8 protein-coding genes are annotated in these 14,126 nt (G+C 68.1%); 3 read left to right on the top strand and 5 right to left on the bottom strand.

The window, feature by feature from the left end; genetic code table 11:
* Nucleotides 1-11 precede the first annotated feature (11 nt).
* Together ACNH6H_RS08620 and ACNH6H_RS08615 are read right to left on the bottom strand one after the other, a co-directional pair.
* Nucleotides 12-2,627, bottom strand: coding sequence for a TRAP transporter fused permease subunit (locus tag ACNH6H_RS08620; protein WP_418317086.1), 2,616 nt, complete (start codon nt 2,625-2,627; stop codon nt 12-14).
* A 158-nt stretch (nt 2,628-2,785) separates the two neighbouring features.
* Nucleotides 2,786-4,045: an alpha/beta hydrolase gene (locus tag ACNH6H_RS08615; protein ID WP_418317085.1), complete on the bottom strand. Its 1,260-nt coding sequence runs from the start codon at nt 4,043-4,045 to the stop codon at nt 2,786-2,788.
* 133 nt (nt 4,046-4,178) lie between these two features.
* On the opposite strand from ACNH6H_RS08615, the gene ACNH6H_RS08610 reads away from it, so the two are divergent.
* Entirely contained in the window at nt 4,179-5,045 is an 867-nt protein-coding gene (locus ACNH6H_RS08610) for a 2-keto-4-pentenoate hydratase (protein ID WP_418317084.1), read from the top strand.
* 50 nt (nt 5,046-5,095) lie between these two features.
* Here the strand turns inward: ACNH6H_RS08610 and ACNH6H_RS08605 are convergent, their stop codons facing one another.
* Nucleotides 5,096-6,085: a hypothetical protein gene (locus ACNH6H_RS08605; RefSeq protein WP_418317083.1), complete on the bottom strand. Its 990-nt coding sequence runs from the start codon at nt 6,083-6,085 to the stop codon at nt 5,096-5,098.
* On the opposite strand from ACNH6H_RS08605, the gene ACNH6H_RS08600 reads away from it, so the two are divergent.
* Complete coding sequence (locus tag ACNH6H_RS08600; RefSeq protein ID WP_418317082.1) at nt 6,047-7,057, top strand: phosphotransferase family protein; 1,011 nt, start codon at nt 6,047-6,049, stop codon at nt 7,055-7,057. The two genes, ACNH6H_RS08605 and ACNH6H_RS08600, sit on opposite strands and share 39 nt — an antisense overlap.
* A complete protein-coding gene (eno, locus tag ACNH6H_RS08595) occupies nt 7,054-8,337 on the top strand; it encodes a phosphopyruvate hydratase (RefSeq protein ID WP_418317081.1) in 1,284 nt (427 codons plus the stop codon). The genes ACNH6H_RS08600 and eno overlap by 4 nt, the downstream gene beginning before the upstream one ends.
* Before the next feature lie 10 nt (nt 8,338-8,347).
* Here eno and ACNH6H_RS08590 read toward each other — a convergent pair whose 3' ends face one another.
* On the bottom strand, nt 8,348-12,613 hold the full coding sequence (locus ACNH6H_RS08590; RefSeq protein WP_418317080.1) for a beta strand repeat-containing protein: 4,266 nt from the start codon (nt 12,611-12,613) through the stop codon (nt 8,348-8,350).
* Between the two features lie 337 nt (nt 12,614-12,950).
* Complete coding sequence (locus ACNH6H_RS08585; protein ID WP_418317079.1) at nt 12,951-14,117, bottom strand: ACT domain-containing protein; 1,167 nt, start codon at nt 14,115-14,117, stop codon at nt 12,951-12,953.
* Between the last annotated feature and the right edge of the window lie 9 nt (nt 14,118-14,126).

The raw sequence follows: 14,126 nt of genomic DNA, 5'->3' as shown, positions 1-14,126 counted from the left end.
GGTCGCCTGCGTCAGGTCGGCGCATCCTGCCCGGTGACGGCGGGATGCGCCGTGCGGCTCCTCTGTCGCTGCCGCCGCACGACCCATGCAAGCAACGCGAGTGCCGGCACGAACATCCACTGCCGGGCGACACGTTGTTCGTCGACCTCGACTGCGGTGATGAGCTGGCCGGGCGCGATGCCGAGCCGTGCCGCGGTGCTGCCGAAGCCGACACCGACGACGCTGAAACCCTCGGCGCTGCGTCGGCTCTCGACGCCGGCAGCCGCGAGGCGGCGCCGCGCATCGGCGGCTCGCTCGCCGAGCGGCAGCAGCACGACGCGCTCGAACACATCGCCTTCGATGCTGGTGCCGCTGAAGAAGATGCGCATCTGCGCCTGCCGCGGCGCATTGGCGATCGCGGTTTCCGCGGCAGCGCCGCGCAGTTGCCGGTAGGGCGTGACCAGCCTGTCCATGAACAGGCCCGGATGGAACAGCATCAACACCGCCAGCAGCATCACCAGCCGTTCGACGGTGGTGCTGCGCACGATCAGCCAGGCCTGGTTGACCGAGATGAAGGCAAATCCCGCAAGCGTCGCGCTGGCCAGCGTAAGCAGCGTCTGCGCAAAGCCGCTGACGCCGATCAGCAGCAGCTGCGGATTGAAGACGAACATGAACGGCAGCAGCGCCATTCGCATCGAATAGCGGAATGCGACGATGCAGCTTCGGATCGGATTGGCCAGCGCAATGCTGGCTGCTGCGTATGACGCCAGCCCGACCGGTGGCGTGATGTCGGACATCAGACCGAAGTAGAAGACGAACAGGTGCGCCGCGATCAATGGCACCGGCAGGCCGTTTTGCGCACCGATCGTGACGATCACCGGCGCCATCAGCGTCGAGACGACAATGTAGTTGGCGGTTGTCGGCAGGCCCATGCCGAGCACCAGGCAGATCATCGCGACCAGCGCCAGCATCAGTACGATGTTGCCGCCCGACAGCGCGGTCACCAGGTCGGTCATCACCAGCCCGATGCCGGTCAGCGTGACGGTGCCGACGATGATGCCGGCGGTTGCGGTCGCAATCGCGACCGTCACCATGTTGCGTGCACCGGCGGTCAGCCCGTCGAGCAGGTCCTGCGCGCCGCGCCGTGCCGCGGCGGCGATGCCCGGCTCGCCGCGAAACCACAACAGCAGCGGGCGCTGCGTCAATACGATGATCGCGAGCAGCACGATCGCCCAGAAGGCGGCGCGGGTCGGCGCCATCTGCTCGATCACCAGGTTCCACACCAGGGCACCAACCGGCAGCAGGAAGTGCAGGCCGCTGCGCAATGTCGGCCCGGCTGGCGGCAGGCTGGTCAAGGGTTTGTCGGCCGCTGCGCCGATCTCTGCCGCATGCGGCGCGCTGATGCGCAGCAGCACCAGGTAGGCAATCAGCAGCAGCGCAGCGACGACGACAAAGGACAGCCGCGGCATCAGCATGTGCAGCACCGCACCGACGAAGGCGACCAGCGCAACGACCGATGCGACGACGACGCCGGCGAATGCGGCATTGCCGATGGCCTGCTGCCAGCGCGGCGGATTGCGCCGCGGCAGGCCATGCAGATCGGCCTTCACCGCCTCCAGGTGCACGATGTAGAGCAGCCCGAGGTAGGAGACCAGCGCCGAGATCAGCGCATGCTTGAGCACCTGGATGTAGGGTACGCCGACATATTCGACCATCAGGAAGGCGGCAGCGCCCATCACCGGCGGCATCATCTGTCCGTTGACCGATGCGGTCGCCTCGATCGCCGCCGCCTTCTCGGGCGGATAACCGACCCGCTTGATCAGCGGAATCGTCAGTGGCCCGGTCGTCACGACATTGGTGATCGACGAGCCGGAAATCAGCCCGGTCGCCGCCGATGCGAGCACCGCCGCCTTCGCCGGCCCACCGCGGCGGTGGCCGATCAATGCGACCGCGCTGCGGATGAAATAGCTGCCCGCGCCGGCGGTCTCGAGCAGCGCGCCGAACAGCACGAACAGGAAGATCAATCCGGCCGAGATGCCCAGCGCAATGCCGAATACGCCCTCAGTGCTCAACCACAGGTGGTTCATCGCCTTCGTGATCGACGCGCCCTTGTGGGCGATCAGTTCCGGCATGTGCGGACCAAAAAAGATATAGCCGAGCAGCAGCAGCGCCAGCGCAACCATCGCCGGACCGAGCACCCGCCGGGTCGCCTCGAGCAGCAACACCAGGCCGAGACTGGCGACGCTGACCTCGAGCAGCGTCGGTGCGCCGGTGTGGGCACTGACCGAAACATAGAACAGCGCCAGATAGCCGGCGCTGCCGGCCGCCAGCAGCGCCAGCAGCAGGTCGTGGTGCGGGATCTTTTCAACCGGCCCGCGCAAGCGTGCCGGATGGGCCAGAAAGGCGAGCAGCACCGCGAACGCCAGGTGCAGCGAGCGCAGCCTTGCCTCGGTCATGAACAGACCGAGCATTTCGGGCAGCGGAGATGCGACCCACAGCTGGAACACCGACCACGCGAGCCCGATCAGCGCCAGCAGCGTGGCGATGCGCCCCGCCGGCCGGCGCCGGCCCATCACGATGTGTGTGGTCGACAGCAGCGGACCGTGCGGCGTCGCCTGGCCGCGCCCGCCTTCCCCGTTCTGGCTCATGCGCGTTGCCGTTCCCGGTTCGTGGCCGCTCGGTGCCTGAGCCCGTTGGCGACGAAGGGCAACGGCCGGTCAGTCTGTTTGATGCGGCACCGACTGCAGGCCAATGTGCAGCCGATCACGGGCCTTGTCAAACGCGCCGGGCCGGCCGGCCTGTTGCTTCAGAAGCGCCAGGCATTCGCCGCGCTGCCGGCGACCCGTGTCAGACGCCGCGCCGGATCGTCGGGCGCGATGCCTTGCAGCGACAACCTGATGTCGCGCGCGATGCGGCCATTCGTGTAATAGCTGTGCTGGGTCCAGCCGGTGACCAGCGCATTGCAGTCGACCTGCATCATCTTGTGGTGCAGCGACTGCGGACGTGCCGCGCCGCGGTGGCCGAGCCGGTCCGGATTGCCTTTGGTGTAGTCGGACACGCGCAGGGCGTTGTCGTTCGGGTTGTGATAGATCGCGACCAGATTGGCGATCTGGTGCACCGGCTCCATCGGTTTGCCGGGCTCGAGCACGTCGTCGTCGACATCGGCGGCACATAAAAACACGCGGTCGAACAGCCGCGGCATCGTATCGCCGGGCGTGAATTCGCAGACCCTTGCCAGTGCATGCTGCAGCACGTAGTTGCCCATCGAGTGCGCCAGCAGGTGGATATTCTGGCCACAGATGCGCATGGCCTCGAGCTGCGCGATCGCGCGATGCACCTCGCTCGGCCGCACGCCCTGTGACTCGAGCTGCACGCGCAGCGCCGCCGCCTCGACATTGCTCTTGCGCAGTTCGCGCCCGAGCTCGTGCAGAAAGTCGCGCACCTTCAGCAGGCCGCGGCCGACCGCACCGGCGGAGGCGGCGGCATCGCTGCGGTCGCTCTTGTAGCTGACGAATGGCAGCGCCTGGCCATTCGACGGCCAGGTGAACAACACCACCCGCACCGGCTGGGTCGGCGCGACGCTGTGGTCGGACGAGCCACTCGGCGCCGGATCCGGCCGGTTCAGGGTGGCCTCGAGCGCCGCGGCGGTACCGACGGCCTCCTCCCAATCGACGTTGTAGCCGTGGATCAGCACCAGCATGTCGCGGCCGACGCACATGTCCTGCTGCAGGTCGGCAAACATCGCCTTCGAGCCGAGCCGGGTCGGCTGAGCGGTGTCGCTGAGCCGCGGGTCGGGTATCGACTCCTCGTAGGCCTCGATGCGCTGCGTCGCCTTCGCGCAGGCGGCGAAATAGTCCTGCAGCGCCTCGCCGTCGCCGGGGCCGGTCAGCGGCCGGTCCTGGTTCAGCAGTTCGTTGACGCGTTGTTCGTCGGCGGTGAAGGTGACGCGGCCGAAGCGCAGGTTTTCCATGCCGTCGCTGGAGAAGCGCTCGCCGTAACGGTCGGGACTGAACCGGTCTGCACCTTCGTGTCCCCGGTTGGTTGCATAGTAGATCTTGAAATCCATGGCAGGCTCCGCTGATTGGTGACGCCACCATTGAACCGGCTTGCCAGTGCCGTCAATCCCGCATTTCGAAGCGACCGGCCCGGCCGGTCAACGGCGATACTCGCGTTTCGAGCCACCCGATCGGAGAAGCGCGATGCGGTCGATCCAGAAATGCCTGCTGGCCCTGTCGATCCTGAGCGGCGCGCTGTCTGCGGCGCCGGCGCGGGCGGCCTGTCTCAGCGACCTCGATGCGGCCGCGCTGGTCGCCAACTACCTGGCGAAGACGCCGGCGGCCAATCCGGAAGGTTTGTCGACTGCCGACGGCGCATGCTCGCGCGAGAAGGTGAACCGTTTCCTCGCGCAGCAGCTCGGTGCGCCGGTCGTCGGCTACAAGGCCGGTCTGACGAATCCGGCGGTGCAGCAGCGCTTCGGTGCGAGCGCGCCGGTCTGGGGCCTGCTGTATGCACCGATGCTGCTGGCCGACGGTGCGGTGGTCGACGCCCGCTTCGGCGCGCGGCCGCTGTTCGAGGCCGACATGCTGGTGCGGGTCTCCAGCGCCGCGATCAACCGTGCGCGCACCCCCGAACAGGTGCTGGCCCACATCGATCAGCTGATCCCGTTCATCGAACTGCCCGACCTCGTCGTGCAGGCGCCGCCGAAGCTGAACGGCGCGGCGATTGCCGCGATCAATGTCGGCGCCCGCCTCGGCGTGATGGGAACGCCGATTGCGGTGCAGCGCAGCACGGCGTTCGCCGATGCATTGCGCGACATGGTCGTCATCGTCCGCGCCGACGGCGCCGAGCTCGACCGCGGCAAGGGCAGCGACGTACTCGACCATCCGCTCAATGCGGTGGTCTGGCTGGCGCAGGACCTGGCCACACAGGGTATTGCGCTGAAGAAGGGCGACCTGCTGAGCCTGGGCTCGTTTTCCAAGCTGCTGCCGCCGAAGCCCGGGCTCGCCGTCGAGGTGGTCTACCAGGGGCTGCCGGGCAACCCGGTGGTGCGGACCCGCTTCCGCTGAGACGCGCCTGCAGCGTGTCGGGGCTGATTGCGGCGCGAGTCCAGCCGCATTCAGTTCGCGCTGTTGTAGACGATTTCGTTGCCGTGATCGGCCGCGGCATTCGGCGTCATCCGGATCGCCTTGATGGTGTAGACGACCTGGTTGCTGTTGCGCGTTTCCGGCACAGCGGTGACGCTGGTGGGGATGGTCGCTTCCCAGTCCTGCTTGCGGCGGCGCGTTGCGGGAATCGAATCGCGCAGGTTGAGATTGAAATCAGCGATATTGCGACCCAGCCGCTCCTGCTCGTCGCTGCTCAGTGCGGTGTCGAAGACGATGCGCTGCGGCACCACGTTGGCCAGGCAATGCAGCGCGAAGCCGCGGTTGTTCAACGCCACCCACTGCCCGCCGTGGTAATGCGCACGGATCCGCAGATCGTTGCTCTTGCCGGGGCTTTGCCGCAGCGTCTTCGCGACGTCGATGATTTCCTTGCCCGACAACCAGTCGGGCTGCCCTTCGTACTGGCCCTGGAAATGCCGGTTGATCGTGAACTGGCTGAACATCAGGCGCAATACCTGAGCCGAGCCGTCGGCGATCGCGTCGAGCACCTTGCCCTGCGTGACCGTGCGCTTCTTGCCCTGATGCATCACGGTCTGCGCATCCGGCACGATGCGCTCGATCCGCCGCATGATCTCGCCGGCCCAGGCGGCCCGGTAATTGGCATCGAGGGCATCCCACTTGCCGTCTAGGCAATAGGTCGCGAGGTCCAGGCAGACGGTTTCGAGCTGGGCCTTCGCGCTCAGGTTGCCGGCCAGTTCGTTGTAGGCATAGGCAATCAGCAGGTCATGGGTTGCCTGGATATGGTGCTGGGTGATGGCCATCGGATGCTCCGTCGCTCGATTGGAGGTCCAGTCTGTGATCATCGGTGGCTGCGGGCAACCCCTAGCTGGATCGGCGGCGCTTCGAACAGCTTGTGCCGGTAGCAGCGCGCTATCCGACTTCCTTTTGTTGGCGACAATGCGTCGATGAGCGAGCTGCAACCCGAAGAACGCCGCGCGGTCCATGCCGCGCTCGAACGCATGGGCCTGCTGCGGCCCGGCGAACAGCCGCCGCTCACGCCGCTTGCCGGCGGTGTTTCGTCGCTGATCGTTCGCGTCGACACGGCGGCCGGGCCCTTGTGCCTGAAGCGGGCCCTGCCGCAGTTGAAGGTTGCTGCGCTGTGGCAGGCGCCGGTCGAGCGCAATCGCGCCGAAGTGGCCTGGATGCGGGTCGCCAGCCGCATCGTTCCCGATGCGGTACCGCGCCTGCTTGGCGACGACGCCGATGGCAACGCCTTCGCGATGGCTTTTCTCGACCCGTCCGACCATCCCTTGTGGAAGACCCGATTGCTGGCCGGCCAGGCCGAACCACCGATGGCTGCGGCGGTCGGCGGCCTGCTGGCGGCGATCCATGCCGCAACCGCCGGCGATGCCGACTGCGCCCGCACCTTCGCCACCGATGCCGATTTCTTCGCGCTTCGGCTCGACCCGTATTTCAATGCGGCGGCGGCCCGCCATCCGCAATGCGCCGACGCCTTGCACCGGCTGGTCGAGAGCACCGCTGGCACCCGGCTGGCGCTGGTGCATGGCGACGTCAGCCCGAAAAACATCCTGCTCGGGCCGCGCGGGCCGGTGCTGCTCGATGCCGAATGCGCCTGGTATGGCGATCCGGCATTCGACCTCGCGTTCTGCATCAACCACCTGTTGCTGAAGTCGGTATTCCGCCCGTCTGCAACGGAAGCCTACCTGCGCTGCATCGAGGCAATGCGCGATGCCTACCTGCCGGCTGTCGGCTGGGAAGCCACCGCAGGCTTCGAACGGCGCTGCGCTGCGTTGATCGGCGGCCTGCTGCTGGCCCGCATCGACGGCAAGTCGCCGGTCGAATACATCACGACGGATACCTACCGGGAGCGGGTTCGCCGGGCCGCGGTGCCGCTGCTGCTGGCACCGGTGACGTCGCTGTCCGATCTCATCGAACACTGGAAAACAACCGCATGAACACATCGATCCGTCAGCTGACAGCCCGCCGCATCTGGGATTCACGCGGCCGTCCGACCGTCGAGGTCGACGTCGTTCTGGCCGATGGCGCACGCGGCCGCGGCATCGCACCGGCCGGTGCCTCGCGCGGCAGCCGCGAGGCGGTCGACCTGCGCGATGGCGGCAATGCGCTCGGCGGTTTCGGGGTTGCGCAGGCACTGGCCCATGTCAACGGGCCGATCGCCGCTCGCATCCTCGGCCTCGATGCGATGGACCAGCAGGCGGTCGACGACGCACTGGTCGCGCTCGACGGCACGCCGACCAAATCGGCGCTCGGCGGCAATGCAACGATCGCGACCTCGCTGGCGGTGCTGCATGCCGCGGCGGCCAGCGCCGGCCTGCCGCTGTGGCGCCATCTGGCCGGCGATTCGCCGGTGCGGCTGCCACTGCCGGAAATCCAGATCTTCGGCGGCGGTGCGCATGCCGGTCGCCGCGTCGATATCCAGGATTTCCTGATCATGCCGATCGGCGCGGCCAGCTTCGACGAGGCGATGGTGATGACGGCCGAGGTCTACCGCCATGCCGGCGAGTTGATGGCGAAGGCCGGGCGGCGCGCCGGTGTTGCCGACGAGGGCGGCTGGTGGCCCGATTTCGCATCGAACGAAGATGCGCTCGAGATGCTGACGCGCGCGATCGATGCGGCCGGCTACCGCCATGACGAGGTCGCGATCTCGCTCGACATCGCGGCGTCCGAATTCAGGCGCGACGGCCGCTATGTGCTCGGCCTCGAGCAGCGCAGCTACGACAGCGGCGAATGGCTCGAGGTGTTGCGCGGCTGGATCGACCGTTATCCGATCCTGTCGGTCGAGGACCCGGTTGCCGAGGACGACGATGCCGGCATGCGCGCCTTCACTGAGGCGTTCGGCGATCGCATCCAGGTGATCGGCGACGACTACCTCGTCACCAATGCCGCGCTGGTGCGCAACGCGGCGTCTGCCGGCTGCTGCAATGCGGTGCTGCTGAAGCCGAACCAGGCCGGCACCGTCAGCGAAACCCGCGCCGCGATGCTCGCCGCACGCGAAGCCGGCTGGGGCATGGTGGTGTCGGCGCGCTCCGGTGAAACCGAAGACGTCGCGATCGTCCATCTTGCAATCGGCTGGAATGCCGGCCAGCTGAAGGTCGGCTCGTTCGCCCGCTCGGAACGGATGGCGAAATGGAACGAGGCGCTGCGCATCGAGGCCGAGCTCGGCGCGGCCGCGGTGTATGCCGGTCGGCAGGCCTTGCCGGTGGGTTGGCGCTGAGCCGGCAGCCTTACAGGCGTCCTGCCTGCGCCGCAGCGCGCGCCACTCCGCCATCGGCCAGCGGTCCGGGCCTTGCCGCGTAGGAAGCTGCTCCGGGCGGGGCCGGCACAGCCGACTGCCCGATGCCGAAGCCGGCTCGCTGGCGGTTCATCGTCGGCTTCGATGCGCCGGCCACGCTGGCATAGCTGTCGGCGGCCTGCTTCGACGCGGCCGGTGATGCCATCGGCAGCGCGGCCGACCGGACGAGTTCGAGCATCCAGGTCTGGTTGACCGGGCCGGGCCTGAAAACCTCTTTCAGCCGTTGACGAACCTGCGGGCGTTCGACAGTGGAGGTTGCAGGCGCCGCTGCCGCCGGTGCCACCGCCGCCTCGAGTGGCCCGCCGAGCCGGCCGAGCGCGTCGGCGGCCGCCGCGCCCGGGCGCGACGGGCCGACGGCAAGCCGGCCGAGTGCCGCGGCCAGTTCGTCGCGGTCGAGCTGCAGGCGCGACAGGTTGGCGCTGCGGTCCAGCGTGATTGCATCGATTCCGGCGTCGGCGAAGATCGCCAGTGCCGACCGCAGCACCGCGTCGACGCGGCCGCTCGCCACTTCGGGCAGCGCGCGGTTGATGTCGGCCACCGCCCGCGCGATGCGGTCGCCGACCTCGCCGGCATTCGACGCCGTCGTCTTGCGCACCAGTGTCTCGACCAGCCGCGCCGCGCCGGGGCTGCCGCTGTGCTTGCCGGTGGCAATCCCGAGCGCGCTCAGCACGCCCGAGGTGTCGGATATGTCGATCGAATCGCCGAGCCGGCGCGCCGCGAGGCTGATCCGTCCGTTCGCGTCGTCTAGGCTGGCGCGGATGCCATCGATGCCGTCGAACGCCGTGACCAGCCCGCGCAGCGTCGTCGATCGCGGGTCGACCTCGATGGCCTGGCCATTCAGCGTGATGCGGCCGGCGCGGACAGCGGCATATTCACCGATCCGGCCGAGTGCGGCATCTGCTGCGGCCTGCGTGCCCGAGCCGGTCTGGTGCAGCGCGCTGGCATCGAGCTTGACGGCCGCAAGAAAACCCGAGGCATCGTCGCCGAGTTCGATGACCGCGGTCGATCCGTCGCTGCGGGCCAGCTTCACCGTGCCGGATGCCTCGTCGAGACTCGCGGTCACGCCGGCCGCCGAGCCGCTGATGCGGGCCAACACGCGGCGCACCGTATCGTCGGCGGCCACCGCAATCTCGACGCCATTGACGCTGAACGAGCCGTCGCGCACCTCCAGCCCATCATCGAAATATGGCGAAGCGGAGCCACGGGCATCGAAGGCCGCATCGGGATTGAAGCGGGTGTGGAATGCGCCGGTCGCGATGCCGGCTGCGGCGAGGAAACCGCTGCTGTCGGCATCGATCACCAGTGGCGTGCCGTCGACCTGCGGCGTGATCACCAGCCTGCCGCTGCTGGCGTCGTAGGCGGCGTCGACACCTGCGCCGGCGGCGTGGATGCGTTCAATGAGGTCTTGCAGGGTGTCCCGGTCGGCGTCGACCGCAATGCCGACACCGTTGATGCCGAAGCTGCCGCTGTTGACGCCGGCGAATGCCGAGGTGCGCGACAACAGCTGCTGGTCGTCAGGCAACTGGCCGCGCAACGTGTTGTCGGACGCGAGCGAGGCCGCAGCGAGGAATCCGCTTGAGTCGTTGTCGACGACGATCAGTTGATCGCCCGGCGCATGGCTGACGAGTTCGACGCGGCCTGCCAACGCGTCGAAACGGGCAGTCACGCCCGCACCGGCGCTGTTGATCCGGTCGATGATCGCCACCAGCGAATCCCGCTCGACGTCGATGTCGATCGACCGACCATTGATGTCGAACGAGCCGTTCGTCACCGCGCCAAATGCCGCCGTTCGCGACAAGCGCTGCAGATCGTCGCGGATGTCGCCGGTCTCGGTATTGACCGCATCTAGCTGCGCCGCGGCAAGAAAACCCGAACTGTCGCTGCCGATCGCCAGCAGGTCGTCGCTGGGGTCCAGCGTCTGCAAGCTGATCCGGTCGGCCTGCGCGTCGTAGCTGGCGGCGACCCGCGCGCCGGAGGCATTGATCCGGCCGATCAGCGACGCCACGGTATCGGCCGCGATGTCGACCGCGATGGCCCGCCCGTCGACGAGGAACGAGCCGTTGGCGACGGTTGCGAACTGCGCCAGTTTCGCGAGCGCAACCTGGTCCTCGGCGCGGTGGCCGCGGATCGTCTGCTCGGTCTGCAGCCCGGCGGCGGCGAGGAAGCCGCTGTCGTCGCCGTCGACCTCGATCGGATCGGCGCCGTTGCCGGCGGCGGTCAGCACCAGCTTGTCGAGCGCATCGTCGTAGGCGGCGCTGACGCCGGCGCCGGCGGCATTGATGCGGGCAAGCACGGACTCGAGCGAATCGGCCTCGCGGTCGACGCTGATGGCGACGCCATTGATTCGGAACGAACCGGATGCGACGCCGGCAAACTGGCTGGTTTTTGCGAGCAGTTGGCGGTCGTCGCGCAGATTGCCGCGCACGGTATTTGCGCTGTTGATGCCGGCAGCCGCCAGAAAACCCGAGTTGTCGCCACCGATCGCGATCTGGTCTTCCGTATTCTCGAGTGTCGTCAGGTCGAGGCGATTCGTCTGCGCGTTGAAAGCGGCGTGCACGCGTGCGCCGGAGTCGTTGATCCGCGCGACGATCGCGCGGATCGTGTCGCTGCGGCTGACCGCGATCGTCTGGCCGTCGATGACGAACGAGCCGTCGTCGACCGTCGCGAACCGCGACAGCTTGCCGAGCGCCACATCGTCCTCGGCGCGGTGGCCGCGAACGGTATTGCTGGTCTGCAGGCGGGCGGCCGACAGGAAACCGCTGCTGTCGTTGCCGACCTCGATCAGCTCGGCGCTGTTCGTCGTGCCGCTGAGTACCAGCCGGTCGAGCGCAGCGTCGTAGCGCGCAGTGACGCCTGCGCCGGCGTTGCCGATGCGCGCGGCGATCGCATCGAGCGTGTCGGTTTGCCTGTCGACCGAAATCGCGACGCCGTTGATGGTGAACGATCCGGAAGCGACACCTGCAAATTGCGAGGTTTTTGCCAGCACCTGCAAGTCGTCGCGGACATTGCCGCGCACCGCGGTCGCACCGGCCAGCTTGACCGCGGCGAGGAAGCCGGAGGTGTCGCCGGACAACACGATGTCGTCCTCGGAAAATCCGTTGCTGCCGAGCACCAGCTTGTCATTGGCGAAGCTGGCGCTGATGCCCGGGACGGTCGAATTGATGCGCGCCAGCACGCTGTTGATCGAGTCGTTCGCAAACACCGCGATGCTGCTGCCGTTGACCTTGAACGAGCCGGCGCTGACCTGGGCGTTGTTGTCGAAGCGCGGCCGCTGGTTCGGATCGGCATGGTTGAAGGTGGCATTCGGGTTGACGTCGGTCGGCGTTTTCGAGACCGTCGTTGTCGCGCTGTGCGACGCCGTCAGCGATCCGGCCGAAAACGTCAGCGTCAGCCCGATGTCGTTGCCCAGAAAGACCTGTTCGCCGGCGCGCAGCAGGCCGTCGAAGGCAAACAGCGTCGCGCCGTGCTGGTTGACGACGTCGAACTTGACGAGGCCGGGCGTGACGCTGTTCATCGCCGCGACATCGCGGCGCAGCACCACCGACAGCGCACTGGCGTCGGCCGCCGCATTGTTGCCGGTATACAGCCCGCTCAGGCTGGCGCTGCTGGTCGATGCCGCGCCGCTGCCGCTGAAGCTGAGCTGCCGTGAGCCATAGGACGTTGCTGCGGTATTGATTTCGGCGGTCGACGTGATCGTCGACGCGCGCTGCGTGGAGGCAACATCGAGGCCCAGCGCCGCATCGGAGCGCAGCTGCGAGGCCGCCTGCGGCGACGTCACGTCGAGGCCGAGTGCGGTCGACGACAGGCGCGACGCGGCTTCTGCGGAATCGACGTCGAGCGCCAGTTCGTGCGACGACAGCAGGCGCGATGCCGATTCGGGCCGGGTGGTGTCGAGGCCGAGCGCTGCGGCCGAGCGCAACCGCGACGGCGCCTGCGGAGAGGCGAGGTCGAGGCCGAGATCGGCCGACGATCGCAGGCGTGACGGGGCAGAGGTCGACAGATCGAGACCGAGGTCGAATGTCGACCGCTGCACCGTCGACAGCCGCGTATTGATCGCCTGGCTGGCCTGCAATACCGCATGGCTGCTGACCACCGGTTGCAGGCGAGCGGCCTGGCCGGTCAGTGCGGCCGGTGTCGGATCGGTCGAGACGAGGGTGCGGGCAAATTCGGGTGTCTGCTCGGCGCTCAACAAACGCATCGACCGGCCGATATCAGCATATGAAGAAAGCAGCAGATCACGCGCAGCCGTCGCGCTCCGGGCTGCTTCCGCCGCGCCGGCGACAACCGGCGTGCGGCTTCCAGCCGCGCCGTGAAGCCGGTTCCAGAAGATGCTGCCGCCCGCGCGGGCCTTGATCGAATAGGTGTCCACCGATGCTCCGACATCGGGATGCGCACAACGAGCATGCGATCCCCCGTTCGCGGCTATCGGCGCAGGGTCTAGCTGCTTGAGTGCCGGCGGCGCTGTTGGCGTGCGGAAGCGGCAATTTGTCACGAAGCGCGGTCGGCGCATTGCGCGCCGGCCGCGTCTGCGCCGCTCAGGCGGCCTGGCGAACCGGCTCCGGCTCCTCGTCGAGCGCGATGTCGACCAGCATGTCGGCGGCCAGCACCGCGAGGTCGGCGCGCAGCGCCTCGCGCGTGATCTGCGGCGGCAGCCGCAGGTGTGCGACGACCTTGAAGCGCTGCTGCGTGCCGGCATCGCTGCCGATCAGTTCGGTGTGCAGGTGTTCGATGCTGATGTTGCGCTCGGCCAGCATCCGCGTCAGGTTGGCAATGATGCCGGGCTTGTCGTCGCCGACCAGCTCGAACGAGACGCCGCGTGCGCCGCCGTGCAGCCGGTCGAATTCGCTTTGCGCGATCGCGACCCGCAGCCCGGATGACTCGAGGCCGCGCAGCGCGGCCGACAGCGCATCGGCCTGCTCGCGCGGCACCTCGAAATGCACCATGCCGGCAAATTCACCGGCCATACGCGCCATCCGGCTGTCGGTCCAGTTGGCGCCGAAGCGCTGCGCCTTGTCGGAAATCAGGCGGACGATGCCGGGGCGGTCCTGGCCCATCACCGTGACGACCAGCGACACATTGGCCGCGATCTGCGGGTCGGTCTGCAGCACCGGCTTGCGCGTCATCGGCGCGCGCGTCGCGAAACGCGGGTCCTGCGTATCGGCGCGCAACCGGCCGTCGCGGGCGGCATCGCGCACCACCTGCGTCAGCAGCCGCAATCCCATCGGCGCCAGTTCGCGCTCCCACAATTCACGCGCCGATTCGCCCTTGGCGACAAAACACCAGTCCTGCGCGGCGATCGCGCCGGCATCCCAGCCGTCGGCCAGGTGGTAGACCGAACCGCCGGCGATCGGGTCGCCTTCGAGGATGGTCCATTCGACCGCAGCGATGCCGCGGTGCCGCGGCAGCAGCGACGGGTGGTAACCGACGCCGCCAAGCCGCGAGCGGGCCAGCGCCTCGTTGCTGACGCGCGCGTGGGTGTGCGCGGCGATGATCAGATCGGTGCCTTCGGCGATCGCCTCGGCCGGCACGATCTTCGGATTGGCCAGCACATGGACTTCCAGGCCGGCGGCGCGCGCCGCCAGCGCCAGCCGGTCGTCATCGGCGGGCGCGACGATGCTGCTGAACTGCAGGCCTTCTTCGTTGCGCAGGGCTTCGAACACGGTGGCCGCGAAATAGCGCGAGCCGACCAAAGCAACTTTCATCAAGATCTC

The organism is Pseudideonella sakaiensis, assembly GCF_048320135.1.
Classification (GTDB): Bacteria; Pseudomonadota; Gammaproteobacteria; order Burkholderiales; family Burkholderiaceae_C; genus Ideonella_A; species Ideonella_A sakaiensis_A.
The sequence above is the reverse complement of the archived record's forward strand: the minus strand, read 5'-3'. Positions and strand labels throughout refer to the sequence as shown.

Bases quoted from the DNA above. Each gene is read 5' to 3' on its own strand.
- ACNH6H_RS08620 (WP_418317086.1), bottom strand. From the start codon at position 2,627: ATGAGCCAGAACGGGGAAGGCGGGCGCGGCCAGGCGACGCCGCACGGT.
- ACNH6H_RS08615 (WP_418317085.1), bottom strand. From the start codon at position 4,045: ATGGATTTCAAGATCTACTATGCAACCAACCGGGGACACGAAGGTGCA.
- ACNH6H_RS08610 (WP_418317084.1), top strand. From the start codon at position 4,179: ATGCGGTCGATCCAGAAATGCCTGCTGGCCCTGTCGATCCTGAGCGGC.
- ACNH6H_RS08600 (WP_418317082.1), top strand. From the start codon at position 6,047: ATGAGCGAGCTGCAACCCGAAGAACGCCGCGCGGTCCATGCCGCGCTC.
- ACNH6H_RS08605 (WP_418317083.1), bottom strand. From the start codon at position 6,085: ATGGACCGCGCGGCGTTCTTCGGGTTGCAGCTCGCTCATCGACGCATT.
- eno (WP_418317081.1), top strand. From the start codon at position 7,054: ATGAACACATCGATCCGTCAGCTGACAGCCCGCCGCATCTGGGATTCA.
- ACNH6H_RS08590 (WP_418317080.1), bottom strand. From the start codon at position 12,613: ATGCGTTTGTTGAGCGCCGAGCAGACACCCGAATTTGCCCGCACCCTC.
- ACNH6H_RS08585 (WP_418317079.1), bottom strand. From the start codon at position 14,117: ATGAAAGTTGCTTTGGTCGGCTCGCGCTATTTCGCGGCCACCGTGTTC.